This window comes from Sorangium sp. So ce128 (genome assembly GCF_051525245.1).
GTDB lineage: Bacteria > Myxococcota_A > Polyangia > Polyangiales > Polyangiaceae > Sorangium > Sorangium cellulosum_B.
In genome coordinates, this window is sequence record NZ_CP150313.1 from 8490633 (window position 1) to 8509308 (window position 18676).

General features: G+C 71.0%; 15 protein-coding genes. 4 read left to right on the forward strand and 11 right to left on the reverse strand.

Features of this window, described 5'->3' with window-relative positions; genetic code table 11:
- Positions 1–556 precede the first annotated feature (556 nt).
- Both WME82_RS32205 and WME82_RS32210 read left to right on the forward strand, forming a co-directional pair.
- Positions 557–1117, forward strand: a complete 561-nt coding sequence (locus WME82_RS32205; RefSeq protein WP_438038423.1) for an SMI1/KNR4 family protein — start codon at positions 557–559, stop codon at positions 1115–1117.
- A 65-nt stretch (positions 1118–1182) separates the two neighbouring features.
- A complete protein-coding gene (locus WME82_RS32210; RefSeq protein WP_438038424.1) occupies positions 1183–2241 on the forward strand; it encodes an RluA family pseudouridine synthase in 1059 nt (352 codons plus the stop codon).
- On the opposite strand, the gene WME82_RS32215 is transcribed toward WME82_RS32210, so the two are convergent.
- The 3 genes from WME82_RS32215 to WME82_RS32225 form a co-directional block, all read right to left on the reverse strand.
- Positions 2222–2485: a hypothetical protein gene (locus tag WME82_RS32215; RefSeq protein WP_012238561.1), complete on the reverse strand. Its 264-nt coding sequence runs from the start codon at positions 2483–2485 to the stop codon at positions 2222–2224. The two genes, WME82_RS32210 and WME82_RS32215, sit on opposite strands and share 20 nt — an antisense overlap.
- Positions 2486–2569: 84 nt before the next feature.
- Positions 2570–4111, reverse strand: coding sequence for a hypothetical protein (locus WME82_RS32220; RefSeq protein WP_438038425.1), 1542 nt, complete (start codon positions 4109–4111; stop codon positions 2570–2572).
- A complete protein-coding gene (locus WME82_RS32225) occupies positions 4108–4767 on the reverse strand; it encodes a Maf family protein (RefSeq protein WP_438038426.1) in 660 nt (219 codons plus the stop codon). The genes WME82_RS32220 and WME82_RS32225 overlap by 4 nt, the downstream gene beginning before the upstream one ends.
- A gap of 186 nt (positions 4768–4953) precedes the next feature.
- On the opposite strand from WME82_RS32225, the gene WME82_RS32230 reads away from it, so the two are divergent.
- Together WME82_RS32230 and WME82_RS32235 are read left to right on the forward strand one after the other, a co-directional pair.
- Complete coding sequence (locus tag WME82_RS32230) at positions 4954–6975, forward strand: OmpA family protein (protein ID WP_438038427.1); 2022 nt, start codon at positions 4954–4956, stop codon at positions 6973–6975.
- Positions 6972–7910, forward strand: a complete 939-nt coding sequence (locus WME82_RS32235) for a PPC domain-containing DNA-binding protein (RefSeq protein WP_438038428.1) — start codon at positions 6972–6974, stop codon at positions 7908–7910. Before WME82_RS32230 ends, WME82_RS32235 begins: the two co-directional genes overlap by 4 nt.
- Before the next feature lie 49 nt (positions 7911–7959).
- Here the strand turns inward: WME82_RS32235 and WME82_RS32240 are convergent, their stop codons facing one another.
- From WME82_RS32240 to WME82_RS32275, 8 genes are all read right to left on the reverse strand, one after another.
- Entirely contained in the window at positions 7960–8553 is a 594-nt protein-coding gene (locus WME82_RS32240; protein WP_438038429.1) for a polysaccharide biosynthesis/export family protein, read from the reverse strand.
- A complete protein-coding gene (locus WME82_RS32245; protein WP_438038430.1) occupies positions 8553–9962 on the reverse strand; it encodes a hypothetical protein in 1410 nt (469 codons plus the stop codon). The genes WME82_RS32240 and WME82_RS32245 overlap by 1 nt, the downstream gene beginning before the upstream one ends.
- Before the next feature lie 38 nt (positions 9963–10000).
- Positions 10001–10576, reverse strand: coding sequence for a hypothetical protein (locus WME82_RS32250; protein WP_438038431.1), 576 nt, complete (start codon positions 10574–10576; stop codon positions 10001–10003).
- Positions 10577–10788: 212 nt separating this feature from the next.
- Complete coding sequence (locus tag WME82_RS32255) at positions 10789–12234, reverse strand: AgmX/PglI C-terminal domain-containing protein (protein WP_438038432.1); 1446 nt, start codon at positions 12232–12234, stop codon at positions 10789–10791.
- A gap of 190 nt (positions 12235–12424) precedes the next feature.
- Positions 12425–13036 (reverse strand): hypothetical protein, encoded by a 612-nt coding sequence (locus tag WME82_RS32260; protein ID WP_438038433.1) that lies wholly within the window; start codon positions 13034–13036, stop codon positions 12425–12427.
- Positions 13037–13045: 9 nt separating this feature from the next.
- Positions 13046–13294, reverse strand: coding sequence for a hypothetical protein (locus WME82_RS32265; RefSeq protein WP_012238571.1), 249 nt, complete (start codon positions 13292–13294; stop codon positions 13046–13048).
- 14 nt (positions 13295–13308) lie between these two features.
- Complete coding sequence (locus WME82_RS32270; protein ID WP_438038434.1) at positions 13309–14658, reverse strand: tetratricopeptide repeat protein; 1350 nt, start codon at positions 14656–14658, stop codon at positions 13309–13311.
- Complete coding sequence (locus WME82_RS32275; protein ID WP_438038435.1) at positions 14655–18665, reverse strand: tetratricopeptide repeat protein; 4011 nt, start codon at positions 18663–18665, stop codon at positions 14655–14657. Before WME82_RS32275 ends, WME82_RS32270 begins: the two co-directional genes overlap by 4 nt.
- Between the last annotated feature and the right edge of the window lie 11 nt (positions 18666–18676).

Consider the following 18676-nt stretch of genomic DNA (forward strand, 5'->3'; position numbering starts at 1 on the left):
CGGCCTGCACGCCGAGCCGGCCAGCTCGCGCCACGGGATCAGTTGCGGGTCGGAGCATCCGCGTGTAACGAGGGCCGGTGGGAGCGGAGCTCCAGATCGAGTACGAGCGGCCGCCTCCTGGCCTCCAGCGCGGGCGTTACCCTGCGCCACAATGGGTCATCCTGGGGATCGGCGCCGCGGTGGTGCTCATCGCAACCGCCGTCCTGATCTGGCGAGCGCGGCGCGCCTTCAGCGCACGCGGGAGAGGCGGACCGCGCTCCTCGAGACGAGGGTGACGGGAACGGGAAACCAGGCGATCACTTCAGGGGGAGGAGGAATGATCAACCGCAGTGCGATCGCAGGTTGACACCGAGCGGACCGGACCGGTAGGCACCATAGAGGGATGCGCACCCGGTCGGCCGATGTAGAGAGCCGACCGAGCGCGCGACGAGCCTGCAACATCCGGGGCCCAGAGACGCGGCCCCAGTGAGGCCCTTTGGGTCCTGAAGAACGCCGCGCAACCGCGGCCCGTGGATACATGGCACCGATCGAACGTGGCGTTGAGCTTGTGCATCGCGTGATCGCGCAACTGAAGAAGCGCCCTTCCAGCCATACCGCCGTGGGAGCGAGCCAGGCCGCTCTCGATGCGCTCGAGTCGAGGCTGATGGTCGAGCTGCCGCCCACGCTGCGGGCGTTCCTCGAGTTCGATTTCACGCTCGATAGTCTGGGCCCGCGGTTCAAGGGGCGGCATCGCTTCGGCCAGGACCCGTCGGCGCCTCGACCGAAGCTCACCTCGGTCCGCAAGCTGGCCGAGGCGAAGACCGACCTCGGCTGGACCGAATCGCGACTCCGGGCCAAGGTCGTGAGGCTGCCCAACCTCCCCGGTCAGCCATGGAACGCGCTCTACCTCGGGGAGGCCAGGCGGGACGGCGAGCTCGTCATCCTCGGCCTCGACAACGAGGACACGAACGTCCGGGTCTTCCCGCGCTACACCGCGTTCGACCTGTACCTCGCCGAGCAGTGCGGCCTCATCAAGCTGCGCGAGTCGCAGAGGCTCGAGGACCTCGAGTCCCACGTGGCGCTCAACCCCGAGCTCGGGACCGCCGAAGAGGACGACGAGGGCGACACGGAGTATTGATCGCGCGGCCGCGACGCCCTCACCCTGGCGCCGCTCGGCCGTGAACGACGTCCGTGACGAACGCGATGGCTGCCGGTGCAGGAGCGCTCCACTTCCGGTTCCGGGTGGACGACGGCGACCCTCGTGACCGGCTCGACAAGCTCGTCGTCCACCTGCTCGACCGCGCCGGCCATGCGGCCTCTCGCGCGGCGGTGCAGCGGTGGATCGCCGCCGGTCGCGTCCTCGTCGACGGGGAGCCCGCGCGCGCGTCGGTGGCGGTGCGCGCAAGCGCGCTGGTCGAGGTCCGCCCCGAAGAGCCGTCGCCCTCGCCCACCGCGGCCGAGCCCGACGTGATCATCCCGGTGGTGTACGAGGATGAGCACCTGCTCGTCATCGACAAACCTGCGGGGCTCGTCGTGCATCCGGCCCGCGGCCACGCGTCCGGCACGCTGGTCAACGGGCTGCTCGCGCTGCCCGGGTTCGCCCTGGCGCCCGCCGATCCGCGCGATCCCATGGGCCATGTCCGCCCGGGGATCGTGCACAGGCTCGACCGAGGGACGAGCGGCCTGCTCGTCGTGGCGAAGGACGAGCCCACCCGCGAGGCGCTGAAAGAGCGGTTCGCCAGGCACGCGATCGAGCGCGAGTACGCCGCGATCGTCGCCGGCGAGGCGCGAGACGCCACCTACGACACGCTCCACGGCCGGCACCCGACCGACAGGCTCCGGTTCACGTCGTGGATCCGCGGCGGCGCCGGCGCACCCGGCTCCGGAGCCGGCGCGCCCGGTTCACGCGTCGCCGCGCCGCGCCGCGCCGTGACGCACGTCCGCGTGCTCGAGAGGCTCGGCGACGCGGCGACCGTCGTCGCGTGCTCGCTGGAGACGGGCCGCACCCACCAGATCCGGGTGCACCTCGCCGAGCGCGGCAGGACACCCGTCCTCGGAGACCCCCTCTACGGCAAGCCGCCGAAGAAGCCGGCCGTGCGGGCGATCGCGGAGGAGCTGGGCCGGCAAGCCCTCCACGCGCGCGTGCTCGGGTTCATCCACCCCGCCACGCAAAAGCCCGTCCGCTGGGAGAGCGCGCTGCCAGCGGACATGCGCAAGGCGCTCGACCAGCTGCGGGCGCTCGCTACCAGATCTTCGATTTGATGTGGCCCTTGGACTTGATGAGGATGTCGACGAGGGCGCGGTCGTAGAAGTTCTTCTGGTAGAGGTCCGGCGAGACGCGGCTCTTGTAGAGGGCGCGCCCTTCCTCGATCTCTTCGGACAAGACCGTGAAAAGGTCATCCTGCTGGATGCCCTGCACGATCTTCTCCTCGTTGTAGAGCGAGAGATCGCTCGCGATGGCGCGCGCGAGGCGGCGCGCCGCCTCTTCCGTTTCAATCAAGGGCATCCGTCTCTCCTCCAGGTTCGCCAGCCGGGGGCACGCGCTCCCGAACCGACGGGGGCCTAGGATGCAGCAGCCCAGGCGGCGCTGTCAAAGTAGCTCGTCGTCCGACGACCCGCCCCCCCACCCGCGCGGCGGCGCGAGGGGCGCGGCGCGCATGTGGGTGGTCGCGCGGGGCGCGCCAGCGGCAGGCCGATCCGCCTCCTGGCGCGCCGCGGCGAGGGCGGCGAGCCCCGAGAGGAGCGGGAACGCGACCAGCGCGTAACGCCCGGCACCGAAGAACACGGCGTGCGTCGCCGCGGTCGCAGCGAGGACGGCGAGCGCGGCGCCCACGAGCACCGGCGCCCGGAGGAGCGCGCGGCCCTTGAGCAGCGCGAGGCCGAGGAGCGCGAGGTAGCCAACCCATGCATGGACGTGCAGCGCGGCTACGACCCCCAGCGCGAACAGCGCGAGCCGAGCGATGTCGAGCGCGCGCTGCGCGAGCGAGGGACGGCGAGCTGCGCCGGGCGCCTGCGCGGGCCTGCGCGCCGCCCACACGAGCGCGGCGAGGAGGACGACGCGCTCGAAGACGGTCTCGACGGCGCCGAGCGCGACCTTGTCGGCCTCGCTGAACGCCGACGGGTTCGAGGCGTGGAGGTACCACCCGGCCGCGCCGCAGTAGTCGAACGTCGCCGCGAGCTTCCTGGGCACGAGCCCGAGCCATTCGCCCGGGTGCTCCGCGATGTACCGGCGCGCCTCACGGCCGAAGCAGGCGTCCTTGCCGGCTTCGTCGAAGACCTCGCGGCACGCGTCGGGGACCTGGACCGGCGCCCAGGCGCCGGTGGACGCCGGATCCGCTCCGATGAGGAGATTCCATCCGCCGTTCACGCTCACCAGGGCGCACTGGTTCATCCGCAGGCAGTTGCGCGCGGTCCAGGGCGCGCACACGAGGAGCGCCGCGATGACGGCCAGCAGGACGGGCGCCGCGCGCGCGGCAAACGGGGGGAGGAGCCGGGGACCGCCTGCAGGCGGAGAGCCCGAGAGGGCGAGGCCGGCGAACAGGGGCGCGAGCAGGAGCGCCTGCGGGCGGACGAGGGTGGCGGCGCCGATGAGCAGCCCGATGACGGCGAACGGGGCCAGCGCGGGGCGGCGCTCGCGCGCCCTCGCAGACGCCCACGCCGCGCAGGCGACGAGCGAACCGGTGACGCCCTCGGTCATGAGCGCCGGGGTATACGCCACGAGCCCGGGGTGGAGGGCGACGAGCCCACCGGAGAGCGCCGGCACGGCGCGCGAGCGCGGCGCGGCGCGGGCCGCCAGGCGATGGACGGCGAGCGCCGCGAGCGCGCCGAGCACGGCGTTCAGCAGCATCGCGACCGCGGGGTGCGCGCCGAGCAGCGCGTACAGCGCGCCGACCGCGCCCGGATAGCCCACCGGGTAGTGCGCGGCGTACGTGACGACGCCGTCCGGCCATAGCCACGTGTAGCCGAGCCCCGCCGCGATCCGCTCGGCGATGCGCTGGTAGTACGTCCCGTCGGCGGTAGGCGGGAAGCGCCCGGCCGCCCAGACGACCATGGCGAGCCGCGCGGCGAGGGCGAGCGCGAAGATCGCGCCCGCGTCGCGCCGACGCGCGACGACCGAGGCGCCGTCGCTCATGATGAGCGCGCGAGCGACAGCGGGAAGCGCGCGAGCAAGCCGGTGGCCCGCAGCGCAGCGACGACCTCGCACGCGGGCAGACCGACGACGTTCGAATAGGAGCCGTCGATGCGCGCGACGGCGAACGCGCCGATGCCCTGAATCGCGTAGGCGCCGGCCTTGTCGAGCCCCTCGCCGGTCGCCGCGTACGACGCCACCTCGCCGTCGTCGAGCTCGCGGAAGCGCACCCGCGTCACGACCGTCTCGGCGTGGAGCGCCTCGGCGAGGCCCGGGGCGGATGCCGTCGCGACGTTGGCCCGATCGCCGCCGGCGATCGCGAACCTCGTCCAGACATGGTGCTCGCGGCCCGAGAGGGCGCGGAGCATGGCGCGCGCGTCGACCTCGTCCCGCGGCTTGCCGAGGATGGAATCGCCGAGGATGACCGACGTGTCGGCGACGAGGATCGCGCCCGCCCCGGCCGCCTGGCGCAGGCGCCGGGCGGCCGCGAGCTTCGCCAGGGTGACGCGCTCCAGGTAGGCAGCGGCGTCCTCGCCGGCGCGCCCCGCCTCGTCGACCTCGGCTGCCGCGACGCGGAGAGGCAGGCCGAGCGTGGTCAGGATCTCTCGCCGGCGCGGCGAGCCGGAGCCGAGCAGGAGCGGGTGTGAGTCGTCGATCATGGTCGTGCGGACGCCGGCGGCGCCGGCCCCGGCCGGGCGTGGTCCTAGCACGGCGCCAGCGCGACCGCGGAGCACGACGCAATCCGACGCAATCCGACGCAAACCCGAGCCTCGGACGCCAGCGGATCGCGACGCGTCGATTGCTCTTTTGACTCTCCCCCCGGCAGTAGTAGAGGGTCGGGCGCGATGCGCGCCAACCGGAGGGAGCCTGCACGATCGAGCCTCCCGCTGCTGGTGGCGTCCGGGGTCTTCATGGCGACCCTCCTTCCGGCGCCGGTGCGCGCGGACGAGTGCGCGCCGGCCAGCGGGCTGTCGGGCTGTATCGATGCCGACAACCTCTGGCCGCACGCAGGCGGCGGCCCTTTCTTCGCCGTGGGGAGCACAGGGACGGCTCCGAGCGCGAAGGCCTCGTTCGGCCTCGTGGCGAGCTACCTGTCGCGGCCAGTGGGCCTGCGCACCGCCTCGCCCGACCCCGAGGGGACGGTCATCCATGCGCTGGACAACATGGTCGACGCGACCTTCCTGGCGTCGTTCGGGCTCACCGATCGCCTGGAGGTCACGGTCGCCGCTCCCGTCACCCTGTACCAGGACGGGGCAGGCTTCTCCGACGTCCTCGGCACCGACACGGAGCTCCAGCGCAGCGTGATGCGCGACGCTCGCCTGGGCGCCGCGTTCGCGATCTTGCCGCCGGCCCAGCGTGGTCCGCTCGATGGCTTCTCGCTGGCAGCGCGCCTCGATCTGGGCGTGCCTACCGGCGACGGGTCGGTGTTCGCCAGCGCCGGGACCGTGACGCTCGCGCCGAGCGTCGCCGCAGCGTACCGGCTCGGCAAGCTCCTTCTCGCGACCGAGGTCGGGGCCCGGCTCCGTGGCTCGAGCACGCTGATCGATACCGAGGTCGGCCCACAGCTCCTCGGCGCCCTCGGCGCCTCGGTCGACGTGCTCCCGGACCGCTGGCTCACGGCGTCCGCGGAGGCGTTCGCCCTCTACACGCTCGCCGAGCAGCCCGCCGGAGCCCCGGCGCTGGTGCCGGCGGAGTGGATCCTCTCGGCCACGAGCGCCCCGCTGCTCGCAGGCGACGTCTCGCTGTCCGCGGGCGGCGGCGGCGCCATCCCGTTCGCCTCCGGCGGCGCGCTCACCGCGCCGCGCGTCCGGTTCAACCTGGGGCTCCGCTATGCGCCGACGGGGCGCGATGCAGACGCCGACGGCGTCCTCGATCGCGACGACGAGTGCCCGCCCGTCGCGGAGGATCGCGACGGCTTCCGGGACGGCGACGGATGCCCCGATCCCGACAACGACGGCGATCGGATCCCCGACGGTCGCGACAGGTGCCGGGACGAGCCCGAGACGATCGACGGCTTCCAGGACGGCGACGGCTGCCCGGATGCGGACGACGACAGCGACGGCGTCCCGGACGACGCCGACGCCTGCCGGAACGACGCCGAGGACCGCGACGGCTTCCAGGACAGCGACGGATGCCCCGATCCCGACAACGATGGCGACGGGATCCTGGATGCGCGCGACACGTGCCCCATGGGCGCGGAAGACGTGGACGGCTTCAAGGACGACGACGGATGCCCCGATCCCGACAACGACATCGACCAGGTCCCTGACGCCAGCGATCAGTGCCCGGGCAACGCCGAGGATCGCGACGGCTTCCAGGACGACGACGGCTGCCCCGAGCGCGACAACGACGAGGACGGCGTGGCCGACGCGGCCGACGCATGCCCCGTCACCGCCGAGACGATCGACGGCACGAACGACGCCGACGGCTGCCCTGAGCCGGCCGGCAGGTCCTTGCCGCGGTGGTCCGGCGATCAGGTCGTCCTCGACGGCCTGGCCCGCTTCCCGGCGGCGAGCGCCCGCGTGCCGCCGGCCCTCGCGGCGCAGCTCGGCATGATCGCCCAGCTCATGCGCGGGCGCATGCCCCTCGACATCGTCATCGTGGAGGCCTACGCCGATCGTCAGGGCGATCAGTCCGCGCGCGCCCTCGAGCTCGCGGGCGCGCGCGCGAGCGCCGTCAAGGAGTTCCTTGCAACCGCGGGCTTGCCGGCGGACCGGATCACGGCCGCCGCTGGCGACCCATCAGCCAAGCGCGCGCCTGGCGCGCCCCAGATCGAGGTGACGGCGACCCGCGCTCGGCGCTCTGAAGGAGCCCCGGGTGCTCCGGGCGCAGCCCCCTCGACGACCGGAGAGAAGAAACAGCGATGAATGTCCTCGAGGCACGCCGTGCCCGCCATTTGATCATCCGCCTCGACCGGGGCGAGGAGCTCCCTGCAGCGCTGGTGCGCGCGCTTGATGAGGCCGAGGCGCGCGCCGGCTGGATCGAGGGGGTAGGTTCGCTGGAGAAGGCCGAAGTGGCGCTGTTCGATCAAGCTTCCCGCACCTACGCGAAGACGCGCGTCCTCGACGGCCCGTGCGACGTGGTGGCGCTCTCGGGGAACATCGCGCTCCAGCAGGGAGAGACCTCGCTTCGGCTGTCGGCCACGCTCGCCCGCGAGTCGGGCGTCGGCCTCCAGCTCGCCGCCGGCGAGCTCGTGTGGGCGCGCGTCTACGGGCTCGAGCTCCGCGTCACGGCGTTCGACGATCTGCCCCTGGCGCGGGTGTTCGACGATCGAACGGGCACGATGCAGCTCGCGCCCCAGTCGTCCGCCATCCCCGCGCTCGCGGGCGAACCGCCCCGCCTGGCGCCTCCGTTGCACGCCGCGGAGCTGCCGCGCGCGACGCCCCCGGCGCTCGCCATCGAGCCGCCGCGCGCGGCGCCTCCGGCGCCCGCCATCGAGCCGCCGCGCGCGGCGCCTCCGGCGCCCGCCATCGAGGCGCCGCGCGCGGCGCCTCCGGCGCCCGCCATCGAGCCGTCGCGCGCGGCCTCAACGGGCTCCGCGGAGCTCGCCGCCGCGCCGCTACCGCAGCGCCCGACCCGTCCTCGCCAGGAGGACGAGCTCTATCCGGAAGTGGGCGACAGCGTGACCCACTTTCACTTCGGCGACTGCACCGTGATCAGCTCGGATGGCGAGCGGATCCGCCTCCGCCAGGAGCGCGACGGCCGCGTGCGCGAGGTCTCGCTGACGATGCTCCGCATCGAGCCTCCCACCGTCGACGCGGCGACAGGCAGGAAGCAGTTCCGCCTCGCGCGGAAGAACTGAGAGCGACCGCGCCACCTCGGTCGAGAGGTGGCGGACGGCGCCTGCGCGCTCAGAAGACGCGCTGGGCGATGTGGATCGAGTCCCCTGCCTGAAGCGGCACATCGGGGATCTTGTTGTCGATGATGTCCTCGACCGAGACGGTGGTGAACACCGTCTTGCCCTGAGACTTCCTGCGGATCGTGACCCGATCCTTGTCCGCGATGCTGTTGAACCCTCCCGCCATCGAGATGGCGCGGAGCAGCGTCATGCCGGGCTGGAGCGGCAAGGACCCAGGCTTCTGCACCTCGCCGAGCACCTCGACCCGCTTCGAGTTGTACTCCTTGATGCTCACGCTCACGCTGGGATCGGTGAGGACCTGCCCTTCCATGAGCTTCGCGCGCACGAGCTCCGCGACTTCCTGAGGCTCGAGGCCCGACACCTTGAGCCGCTTCACGTACGGGACGTCCACGGTGCCGTCCGGCGCGACGGTGAACGTCGAGGGCAGCTTGTCTTCTCCGACGATGCGGAGCTCGAACACGTCGCCGACCCCGATGGTCGTCGCCTCCACCGGCGCAGGCAGGTTCGCTGGCTGGGGCGTTCGCGACGAGCACGCAGCGAGCGCCAGCGCGAGCACGGCGGCGGTCCACCGGCCAGAACGCCGCATCACATGAACCAGCGCACGCCCAGGTACGCCTCGAACTGCTGCCATCCGAGGTGGTTGTCGGGGGGATTGACGTTTGACTGGTCGGGAGTCGTCAGCGCGGTACTGCTGATGTTGTTGCCGTAACGCAGCGTCGAGTTGATGCCCAGCGAGTCCCCGATCCGGTACTCGCCGAACAGCGAGGCATCGATGCGGACATCTGTCCAGGGGTCGTGCGGCAGGGTGACGCTGCCGTTCCTTTCCGGGATTTCGGGATACACGTTTGCTGCCACGCCGCCATCTGCGATCACGAGAAAGCGCCCACCGAAGAAGTAGGTCAGCTTGAGGTACCCGCGATTGCGCTCGTAGTAGCTCGCGACATAGCTGTCGTGGAAATCGCGCGTGAATCCGGCCGACAGCGACGACAGCGCGAGCGTCGCCGCCTCGGGATCGGCCGACGGGTTCGGCGTCAGGTACCACTTCAGCTCGAGCTGGCCGATGACGCTGTCGAAATCGTGCACCTCGGCCTGGCTGTCTGACGCGTAGAAGCTCGCGCCCCAGCCGGCCATCGCGAGGAGACCGAACGACGACGTCACGAGGCCGTTGATGCCGAGCTGCGCGCGCAGGGGATGAGAGGAGAGCTGGGCAGGCGGGCTCGGCTGGTTCGGGTAATTCACGAACCCGAGCGACGCGTCGTAGATGAGCGCGGTGCGGGGCAAGAAGCGCCAGCGACCCCGCGTCCGGATCGTGTGGTGCAAGTTCGTCAGGCTGTCGAACTCATCGACCTCGAAGAACGTGCCCAGAAAGCGATAGCCTAGCCGCCAGTCGAGCAGCCCCCCGCCCGGCGTCCACACGAGCTCCGCGCCCGCGTCAGCGTGGATGCGGCGAAAGCTCTGGTTGGAGATCCCGAGATCCGAAGAGGCGATGGTCCGGCCGAGCGACGCATCGAGGATCCCGGACCAGGGGCGCCGGGGCAGGATCGTCAGCTTGGCGTCGAGCAGGCCGCCGATGTTCCGCTGATCACTCAGCCGATCCTGCCCTACCTCGTTGCCGGATACCGGGAAGAACTCCTCATAGGTCGCGGCGATGCCGGCGCGAAACTCGACGTCTGGCGGCGGCGCGTCGGGCGTCACCTCGTGGCGCTGCTGGCTCAGCGTCGAGAGCGAAAACGACGGCGTGATCCGGAGCCGCAACGAGCCAACAGGCCCCTCATCACCGAGGCCAGCATTGTCGCTCTCGTCCCGGCGGAAGAAGTTGGAGTCATAGCCGAACTCCGCAGCGACTCCGGGATGCAGCTCGAGATCACCGGTGCGTATCCCGATGCCCTCGGTGTAGCGCCGATCCTTGAGCCACGGCTGATCCTGCGCCAGGGCCAACGCCGGGGACAGAGTGAGTGTGACTGCGGCAGCGGCTATGGTTTCACGAAGTTTCATCGCCTATTGGGCAGTGGCAATCCGAGAGAGGCGGTCGCCTACCGAAAACAGCTACTGCACGCAGGCGGCTCGATGATGATCTGGCTGACGGGATACTCGGAAGGATCGTCCTTGGGGAGGTTCGGATCGATCGTCGCAGTCACGGCGCTGTCGCCGATAAAGCCCGCTTCCTGTCCGATGCACTGGTTGGCCTCGGCCGTCAGCTGCTCGGTCCGCTGCCGCAGCACCGTCAGGATCGTGAACTCATGGTTGGAGAGATCGACGTCACGCCGATTCACGGCGAGCTCCAGGCCCTGCCGCCGCTCGCGGGCGGAGCGGATGGCGACATCGATCTGATTCAGCTTGTCGTCAAGACAGAGCGTCTTCACGACGTCGCGCTGCGACCGGGCCGTCTCCAGCTGGCGACGAACCGACATGCGGGCGCCGTCCATCCGGGCGAGGTAGGTCTCGCTCTGCGCGAGCTGCTCTGCGGGCGAGAGCGTCACCTGCCGCGCGAGGCCGGCGGAGGCGTCCGGCGGAGGCGCCGTCTGCGCCTGCGCAGCGGCGATCCCGTGGCCGATCACGACCGAGATCAGCGCCACTGCGGCGAAGCCAGGGATCTGTTCACGCTTCATCGAAGCCTCCGGAAGTCAGACCCGCGCAGTATAGGTGCGGGCAGACGTAATTGTCAAAACGCAATGAACATGCCGAGCAGCCAGCAGCGCGCGTCCGTCGGGAGCCCCCGTACGGCGCTCTCCCCGTTCGATGCGCGACGTCAGCACGCCATTCACGTGCAAGCGAGGAGAGAGGATTGCGTCTTGTCCACGGGCCCGGAAAGCATCGGAGGCTATTGGCTCACGAAAGTGACAGGAATCACAACCGTCGCGCCGCCGCCCTCAGGCGGCGCGAACTGCGCGCTCTGGACGCGCGCGACGACACACGAGACCACCGTGCCGGACAGGCCGGAGCCGCCGGATGGGGTCGCCGAGAGCACCTCGCCGTTGGGGCCGATCTTCGCGGTGATCCGGACCGACCCCTTCATGCTCGGGTCCTCTTGAAGACCTTTGTTGTAGCAACGACGGAAGCCGGCGGTCATCCCGGCCACGACGGAGGGCGCGTTCGAGACGCTCCCGCCGGAGACCGCGGCGCCGCCCACCTGGGCGTTGCCCACCGGCCCCTTGACCGTCTGTGCCGAGCCGGCCGTCGCAGGGCCGCTGGTCCCGGTGTTGCCAATCGTGGCGAGGCCACCACCGCCGGCCGCGCCAGGTCGCACGGTGCCACCCCCGGCGCCGCCCATGTTCAATCCCGCCACACCGCCCTTGCCGACGCCGGCCCCCGAGGCGGCCGCGTTTTCGAGCAAGCCGGTGGGCACGTCGCCCGAGCTCAGGACGCTGGCGGTCGCGTTCCCGCTCGAGTTGAGCGCGCCCAGCATCTGCATGTCGAGCTGCGCGAGCTCGTTGGTGAGCGCCGACGCGCGGGCGTCGCTCATCCCGCCAGAGCCCTTCCCCGGGCTGGCAGCCGCTGCCCCCTTGTTCCCACCGCCAGCGGCCTTGGGAGCTTCGGCAGCAGGCGCCGCCGTCGCGGCCGGCGCCTCGACGTCCTCCTTCGGCTGCTCCACCGGCGGCGGGGGCAGCTGCTTCACGGACTCGAGCAGCTGCGCGACGTCGATCTCATCGTCGACCACCGGGTCCATCCAGTCGGAGTAGATCGACCCCACGGCGCCGAAGTGGAACAGGAACGAGAACGCGGCGATGATCGTGGTCGTCCAGTCGATGTCGTTCGCGATCCCCGACCGCACCGAGACGGGCAGCTGCGGCTTGGGCTGTACCGGCGGCGGCGCGACGAACTGGAAGAGGAACGTCGTCTCCCCCACGACGAGCTTGCCGCGCGCCTCCTCGCTGAGCTGGACCTGGTAGGCCTGGACATTGCCGACCGCCACGCGCTTGGCCGACGACTTGAGCGCGGAGAGCTCGGAGACGCCGCCCTTGAAGGCGACCCGACCGGTCATCCCGTCCAGGAAATTGAGGAAGTACTCGCCCCCCACGAGCTCGAACACCCGAAAATTCGGCGGGATGCTCTTGCTCGGGATGACGAACATGCTCTTTTCGCTGGGGCCGATGGTGACGTGGGTGCGCTGCTTGATGACGCGCTCCTCGATCACCTTTCCCCCCTGAACCAGGCCGATCCTGAGCACCTTCGGGCCGGTCACCGGTGCGACCGCCCGCATGACCGCGGTCATCTGCCCGGGCTGCCCGGGGCGCGACGGGGTGGGGTGCGGGTGCTGCTGGGTCATTCCAAAGGACTCCGGGAGAGGGGGGACGAAGCGTGCGCCGATCGCGATCGCGCGCGGCTTACGGAGCCGCGCTCCGGGGCCCGGCAGGCCCCGGGCCCGGATCCGCGAGCGACGCGCCGCGCAGCGGAGGGCACCATAATTTGCGAGGGTACACGGACAGCTCGGGGCGGTCCAGGAGAGCGCGCCGCGCTCACCGAGGCGCCCGGCGAGAGCGTCGAGGCGATCCGGAAGGGCGCCCGGGGCCCCCGACGCCATCGATGTTATCGGCGCTATCGAGTGGTTCCAGGGCGACCCGCACGAGCGCGTCGATCGCCTCGCGCCCTCGCGCGGCAGCGGCGCGGCCGGCCCGCCCAGCGGCCGCGGACGCGATCGCGCCGGCGCCCCCCGCGCCCAGGACGAGCGCGATGACCGAGGGTCCGGCCTGCGCGAGGTACGAGAGCGTGGCGAGGAACAGCGCCGTGAGCGCCGACAGGCGCGCCGCCGCGCGCGGCCACCCCGCGCCGGCGTCGAGCCGCTGCTCGATCTCGGCGAGGAGCTCGTTCGCCGCCACGATCTTCGCGCGCGGGTCAGCGGCGGCCATGACCTCGAGCGCGAGGCGGCGCTCCCAGCTCTCCGGCGGCGACCGCCTCGCGAGCTCCGCCAGCCGCGCCTCGCCGGGCAACGCGCGGAGCGAGCGAGCGAGCGACATCAGGTCGCCGCCGGTCGCACGCGCGACCTGCGCGGGGTGCTTCCACGAGATCGCGGCGCAGGCGGCGCTCGACGCGATGGACAGCGCGCTCAAGAGCACGGCGACGGCGGACACACCCGCCGCCTAGAACGGCTCCTTGAAGATCGCCTGCTCGATGCGGTCCAGGAACGGCTGACGCAGCTCGGCGAGCGTGAGCTTCGGCTGGATCCGGCTGACGTCGACGGCCGCGATGGGCTTCTGGATGCGGCCCGTGATCGTCACCTCCGCGAGCGTGATGACCCCGCGCTGCTTGCCCTTCTCCTGCGCGCTCGCCGGCGCGCCGTGGCCGAGGATCGCGAGCAGGACCGAACCCAGCGCAAGTGCCTTGTACATGCTCATGGTCTCCCTCACGTGTCGGTCGCGGCGTCGGCGACGCCTCCATCCGGCGCGGCGGCAGGAGGAGGAGCCGCGGGCTGAGCCGCGGCAGCAGCCGCGTTCAGCTCCCCTTCCTTGAGCTTGGCGCGGTTCAGGAGCTCCTCCGAGTCGTCGCGCTGGCCCTTGTTGCGCAGCTCCTGGAACCTCGTCAGCGATTTTATCGCCTCCGCCACCTGCTGCTTCGGCGTCATGCCGGGGACGGCGGGGGCGAACAGGTAGAGCAGGCCGAGGTCGTAGTGGACCTGAGCCAGGTTCGGGTCGCGGGCGAGCACCCAGTCGAACTCGCGCTTCGCGTCGGCGTAGCGCTCGAGCAGGCGGTACGCGTCCCCGAGGTTGAGGTGCGCGGCGACGTGCTCGGAATCGAAGCGGACGGCGCCCTCCAGGAGCGGCAGCGCCTCCTGGGCGTTGCCCGCCTCGAGCAGGTAGGTCGCGAGCTGCACCCGCGCCTCGACGAGATCGGGGCGGCGCGTCACCGCCTTGCGGAACTCCTCGAGCGCCGCGGCGCGCTGCCCCTGCTCCCGGTAAATCAGGCCGCGGAGCAGCAGCGCCTCGGCGTTGTCCCTGTCGCGCGGCGGGTTCTCGCTGACCGGCTCGAACCCGTCCAGGATCGCCTGGAGCGCGTACAGCGCGAGATCGAGGCGCCGGTTCCTGTAGTGATCGCGGGCGATGATCACCATCGCCGGCCGGTAGTCGGGGTTGATCTTCAGCGCCTCCTGCGCGATCCGCTGGGCAGAGCCGGTATCCCGCTGGAGCGACTTGACCTCCGCGAGCGTCGCCGCGACGGCCGCCGACTTCGGCATCTGGCCGCGCTTCTCGGTCAGGAGCCGCTCGGCCTCGCCGAGCTGGCTCTTCCTGGCGAGGAGCATCGCGTACGCGATGATGGCGGGCTCGTAGTCCGGCACGAGCGTGAAGGCCTGGCGGTAGCTCGCGCCGGCGCCCGCGTCGCGGAGCCGCTCCTGCACCACGCCGAGCGAATAGAAGGCCTGGTGCGCGCGCGGATCGGCCTGCGTCGCCTGCCCGAACTGGGCCCTCGCGTTGGCGAGATCGCCGGTCGCGAACGCCTGCAGGCCGCTTTGGTAGAACGCCGCCGCCCGGGCGTTCATCGGCGCAGCCGTCTGGGCGGGCAGATCGTAGGGGCGCGCCGAGCTCGGCATGTCGTTCATGCCGTACGGCGCCTGGGCGGGCGCGGTCGCGGCGGGCCCCGCTGGAACCGTGGGCACCTTGGGCGGCGGCGTCGCCTCCTCGCCGCAGGACGCGAGGGCGAACGGCGACATGACCGCGAGCAGGCTGGCGAAGAGGGTGACAGGGAGGCGGCGCATCATGGGACGACCGGCAGGGGCAGGGGGAGGCCGTCGGGCGCGAGCGGCGGAGTCATGCCGGGCCGCGTCCGGAGGAAGAGGCCATCCTTGTACTCGAACGGGCGCTTCGTCTCGGGATCGATGACCCCCTGGCTCCACTCGCGGAGCTTGGCGTCGCCGAGGATGTCCGTGAAGAACGCGAGCCGCTGGATCGCGAGGTCGACCGCTGGATTCCGGACCTTCCACGCCTTCGCCCAGACGACGGACTCGACGTAGAACTTGACCATCGCCTTGTCGGCATCGTTGAGGAGCCGCTCGCGCGCCGCGCGCCACTGCTCGCGCCGGTTCTGCCGGAGCGCGTCGGCCGTCTCCTGGAGATCTTCGCGATCGCTCGTCTCGGCGAGCTTGAGCAGCTTCTCTTCCTTGTCCGTGTACAGCCTCAGCCCCGGCGGGCGGGCGTTGTAGAGGCCGGTGCGGCAGGAATCGTAGAGCGAGCCCTGACGCGCGCGCGCGGCCACCGACCACGGGCGCGACTCGTAGGCGGTGATGACCTCCTGGAGCTCCTTCCAGTACCTGTCGTTGGCCTTGGCGATATCCGCCTCGAAGGCCCGCTTCACCTGGTCGATGACGCCCTCGTAGCGGTGATGGCCGGTGTCGTAGTCGAACTCGGCCTTGATGCGATCGTCGATGGCCTTGTAGGCGCACTCCGCCGCCATGTCGGCCTGCACCGAGCCGAGGGCCTTCACCTTGTCGCCGGTCGCCGAGTTACGGAAGGACGTGAACGCCGTCATGGTGTTCTTGCACCAATCCCGCGCCTTCGGATCGCCGCCGGCGGCGCGCATCTTGGATGCATGGTACGCCGCCTGGACGACATACCCGCTCGCGGCCGGGTTGTTCTTGTTGGCCGCGTAATAGGCCTCCATCGACTGCGTGGCCTTGGTCCGGGCGGCGCGGTTCGGGCCCTCGTCGGCCCCGCGCTCGTCCCAGGCCTTCAGGTCCGCCGAGGCGACGAGGAAATCGATGTCGGCCTTCTGCTCGGGGGGCGGGTTCAGGCTCATGAAGGTGGCGCGCGAGGCGGTCATCTTGTCGCGCTCCCCGATGTTCGCGTAGAGCAGCACCGAGTTCCTGGCGGCGTCCCGGCGCGCCGCCTGCTCGAACCGGCCGTTGCGAGCGATGGTGTCGTAGGTCTCGGCCGCGCTGCGGTAGTTGAAGAAGAGGACGTACGCGGCGGAGAGCGCGTCGTAGGCCTGCTTCAGGTACTTCACCCGGTCGCCGTAGCGCTTCGGATCGGGGTTCTTCGGAGGGTTCGCGCCCGGATCGCCCTTCTCGAGCTTCGACAGGTTCTCCTCGCTGCCGTACTCCTTGATGAACAGGGAGTACATCGCGATGGCCTGGTCGTAGTCGCCCACCTGCTTGTAGCAGTAAGCGCCGTTCATGGCGGCCTCCGGCGCCTCGTCGCGCGCCGGCGCCTTCTCGAGCGCGACCTTGTAGAGCGCCGCGGCCTCGCGCCAGGCGGCGACGCGCGCCGGGCCGTCCGGCATCTTCTCGGCCTTCTCGAAGGCCCGGGCGGCGTCGATGTAATAGCCGCGAGAGATCGTCGGCCGGGCGATGTCGCCCTCCTTCAGCTTCTGCTCCTCGCTGACGGCGCAGCTCCGCGTGAGCGCCGCCTCGGCGAGCTTGCGGCTCTGCTCGACGTTGTTCTCGAGGTTCGACATCGTCGTGAGCCGCTCCCACGCCTTGTAGCCGAACTCCGTCTTGCCGCACTGCGCTTCGTAGATGGGCTCCATCCGCTTGCGCGCCTCGGCGAACTGGCCGTAGAGGAAGTAGTAGTCGGCCGCCTGGAACGCGTAGAGGTCGATGTTCTTCGGGGCGTCGAGCGCGGGAGGGACCCGCTGGATGTACTCGTCCCGCGCGGTGACGGCCGCCTGGACCTGGGGAGGCAGCGGCTCGGCGACGACGCGCTGCTGGTCGCCCTCGCCGACGATCTTGACCTTCTCGCGCGGCTCGATGCCCTCGGCGCCGCTCGTTCGCTGGAAGAGCTTGTGTCGATCCAGGAGCGCCTGGTGGGCGGTGTCGACGACCATGTACGCCGCGGGCTGCAGGTACTTGTCGTCCTCGTTGGAGTCCCGCACGCCGACCGCCGAGCTCCTCGCCTGCTCGATCTCGTGCGTCGCGGGCGAGCGATCCATCGCCACCGTGATGACCACGACCATGTGGTGCGCGTCGGCGAGCCAGTACCGGCTCTCGTACGCGTCCGGGGCGTTCTCGTCCTGGGCCAGGTAGCCGGCCCAGCCCTGCGCGGCGAGGCGGTACTCGCCGAGCGCCCGCTCGAAGATCGGGTCGCGCGTCTCCTTGTCGCCGACGGTCAGCGCCTGCTGCACGAGCGCGCTTCCGGCGTTGGTGTGATCGGCGGCAGCACGGCGCAGCCCGCCGCGCACGAGCCGCTCGGCGGTCTGGATCGCCTCGGGATCGTCCTTGTTCGCCTCGACCCACGGGGTCGTCCCGACGTACTGGGCGAGCTTGGTGCGCGCCTCGAGCGCCTTCGCCGAGTTCATCGCCCGCTCGGCCGTCCCCTCGCGCGACTGCGAGGTGAGCGTGTCGTAGATGTCCGCGATCTGGTTCTGGATCACGGGCGCGTCGCGGTGCATCGGCCACTTCTTGAGGAGGATCTCGCTCACCTCGATCGTGTTCCGATACTGATTGAGCTCCTTGAACTCCAGCGCGAGCGCCTTGTAGATCTCGACCGTCCACTTCTGATCCTGCGGGATCAGCTTGGGATCCTGGACGCGCTCGATGGCGATCCGCATCTTCTGCTCGGCCATGCGCGGGTCGGTCTCGACGTCGAGGACGTCGTTCCGCGGGACGTAGGGCTCGTCCGGTCCGGGGCCGACGAAGTCGAGGTACGTGAGCGAGCCGGCGATGTAGGTGTACGCCTCCGCGCGGAAATCCGCGCCAGGATCGCCCGTCAGCTTCTCCTGTTCGTCGGTGTAGCGGAGCAGCTCGATGAACTGGCGTACCGAGGTCTCGTAACGCTGCTGCTTGAAGTACGTCCAGGCGAGCTTGTACATCGCGACGCCGTGGACAGGGGGCTTCTTGTACTTGATGGACTGCCGGTACGCCGACTCCGCCCTGTTGTAGTTGAACGGGCCGCCGGCGCGGTCGATCTCGTTGAAGTGGTAGTCGCCGATCTGCCACCAGACCTCGGCGATGTAGCGGGGCTCCGCGCCGAGCGCCGTCTTCTGCGGGATCGGCTGGCAATCGTCCGGATACGGGTCGACGTACGCCGTCTCGTCCTCGGTGACGGGCGCCCGCCCCCGCGCGCCCTTGCGCGTGGCCTGGAGCGCCCGGCCGCCTGGCGTGGACCCGATGGGCGTCGGGTGGCGCGCCTCCCAGCCGGTCCAGTAATCGTTGTCGTGGTCCTGCGGGAGCTTGCCGACGGTGTCGCGCGTCGGATCCTTCGGGTCGAGCGCGACCGGATAGGGGTACTTGGTGTGGCACACGAGCGAGCGCCACACCTGCTGCGCCTCGGGGAACCGGACCGAATCGTTCAGCGCATGGCCGAGGTAGTAGTAGATCCCGGCGAGCTCACGGTACTGGGGGAACTCCCGGATGACGCGCTTGTAGAGCGCGATGGCCGGGAGCAGCGCGACGCTGAGATCCTCGCTCGCGTCGGTGTCGGTGCGCGCGCGCTCCTCGTAGAGCGCGGCCAGGCGGAACATCGCGTCGGGCGTGTTCTCGGGGTGGGCGTTGGGGCCGCTGTAGCGCTCGACGAACACCTCGAGCCGGCGGATCGCCTCTTCCCGGGCGTCGCGGAGCCCCTTCCTCTCGATCTCGATCTCGCGGTCGAGCGACGAGAGGATGCGGCGGCGCCGGTCCTCGTAGTGGTGCTGCACGATGCGGGTGATGGCGCTCCGGTAGTCGCGCGCCGCCTTCTCGTAGGCGGCCGCCTCCTTCTCGAGCGCGGCGAGCGCCGCCAGCTGGGCCGGCGTCGGAGGAGGAGGCGGCGGCGCCTGCTTGCGCCCGACCGACATCGGCGGCGCGA

What these genes read in the sequence shown, in the direction of transcription:
- WME82_RS32210 (WP_438038424.1), top strand. Translation starts at nt 1,183, where the DNA reads ATGGCTGCCGGTGCAGGAGCGCTCCACTTCCGGTTCCGGGTGGACGAC.
- WME82_RS32215 (WP_012238561.1), bottom strand. Translation starts at nt 2,485, where the DNA reads ATGCCCTTGATTGAAACGGAAGAGGCGGCGCGCCGCCTCGCGCGCGCC.
- WME82_RS32220 (WP_438038425.1), bottom strand. Translation starts at nt 4,111, where the DNA reads ATGAGCGACGGCGCCTCGGTCGTCGCGCGTCGGCGCGACGCGGGCGCG.
- WME82_RS32225 (WP_438038426.1), bottom strand. Translation starts at nt 4,767, where the DNA reads ATGATCGACGACTCACACCCGCTCCTGCTCGGCTCCGGCTCGCCGCGC.
- WME82_RS32230 (WP_438038427.1), top strand. Translation starts at nt 4,954, where the DNA reads ATGCGCGCCAACCGGAGGGAGCCTGCACGATCGAGCCTCCCGCTGCTG.
- WME82_RS32235 (WP_438038428.1), top strand. Translation starts at nt 6,972, where the DNA reads ATGAATGTCCTCGAGGCACGCCGTGCCCGCCATTTGATCATCCGCCTC.
- WME82_RS32240 (WP_438038429.1), bottom strand. Translation starts at nt 8,553, where the DNA reads ATGCGGCGTTCTGGCCGGTGGACCGCCGCCGTGCTCGCGCTGGCGCTC.
- WME82_RS32245 (WP_438038430.1), bottom strand. Translation starts at nt 9,962, where the DNA reads ATGAAACTTCGTGAAACCATAGCCGCTGCCGCAGTCACACTCACTCTG.
- WME82_RS32250 (WP_438038431.1), bottom strand. Translation starts at nt 10,576, where the DNA reads ATGAAGCGTGAACAGATCCCTGGCTTCGCCGCAGTGGCGCTGATCTCG.
- WME82_RS32255 (WP_438038432.1), bottom strand. Translation starts at nt 12,234, where the DNA reads ATGACCCAGCAGCACCCGCACCCCACCCCGTCGCGCCCCGGGCAGCCC.
- WME82_RS32265 (WP_012238571.1), bottom strand. Translation starts at nt 13,294, where the DNA reads ATGTACAAGGCACTTGCGCTGGGTTCGGTCCTGCTCGCGATCCTCGGC.
- WME82_RS32270 (WP_438038434.1), bottom strand. Translation starts at nt 14,658, where the DNA reads ATGATGCGCCGCCTCCCTGTCACCCTCTTCGCCAGCCTGCTCGCGGTC.
- WME82_RS32275 (WP_438038435.1), bottom strand. Translation starts at nt 18,665, where the DNA reads ATGTCGGTCGGGCGCAAGCAGGCGCCGCCGCCTCCTCCTCCGACGCCG.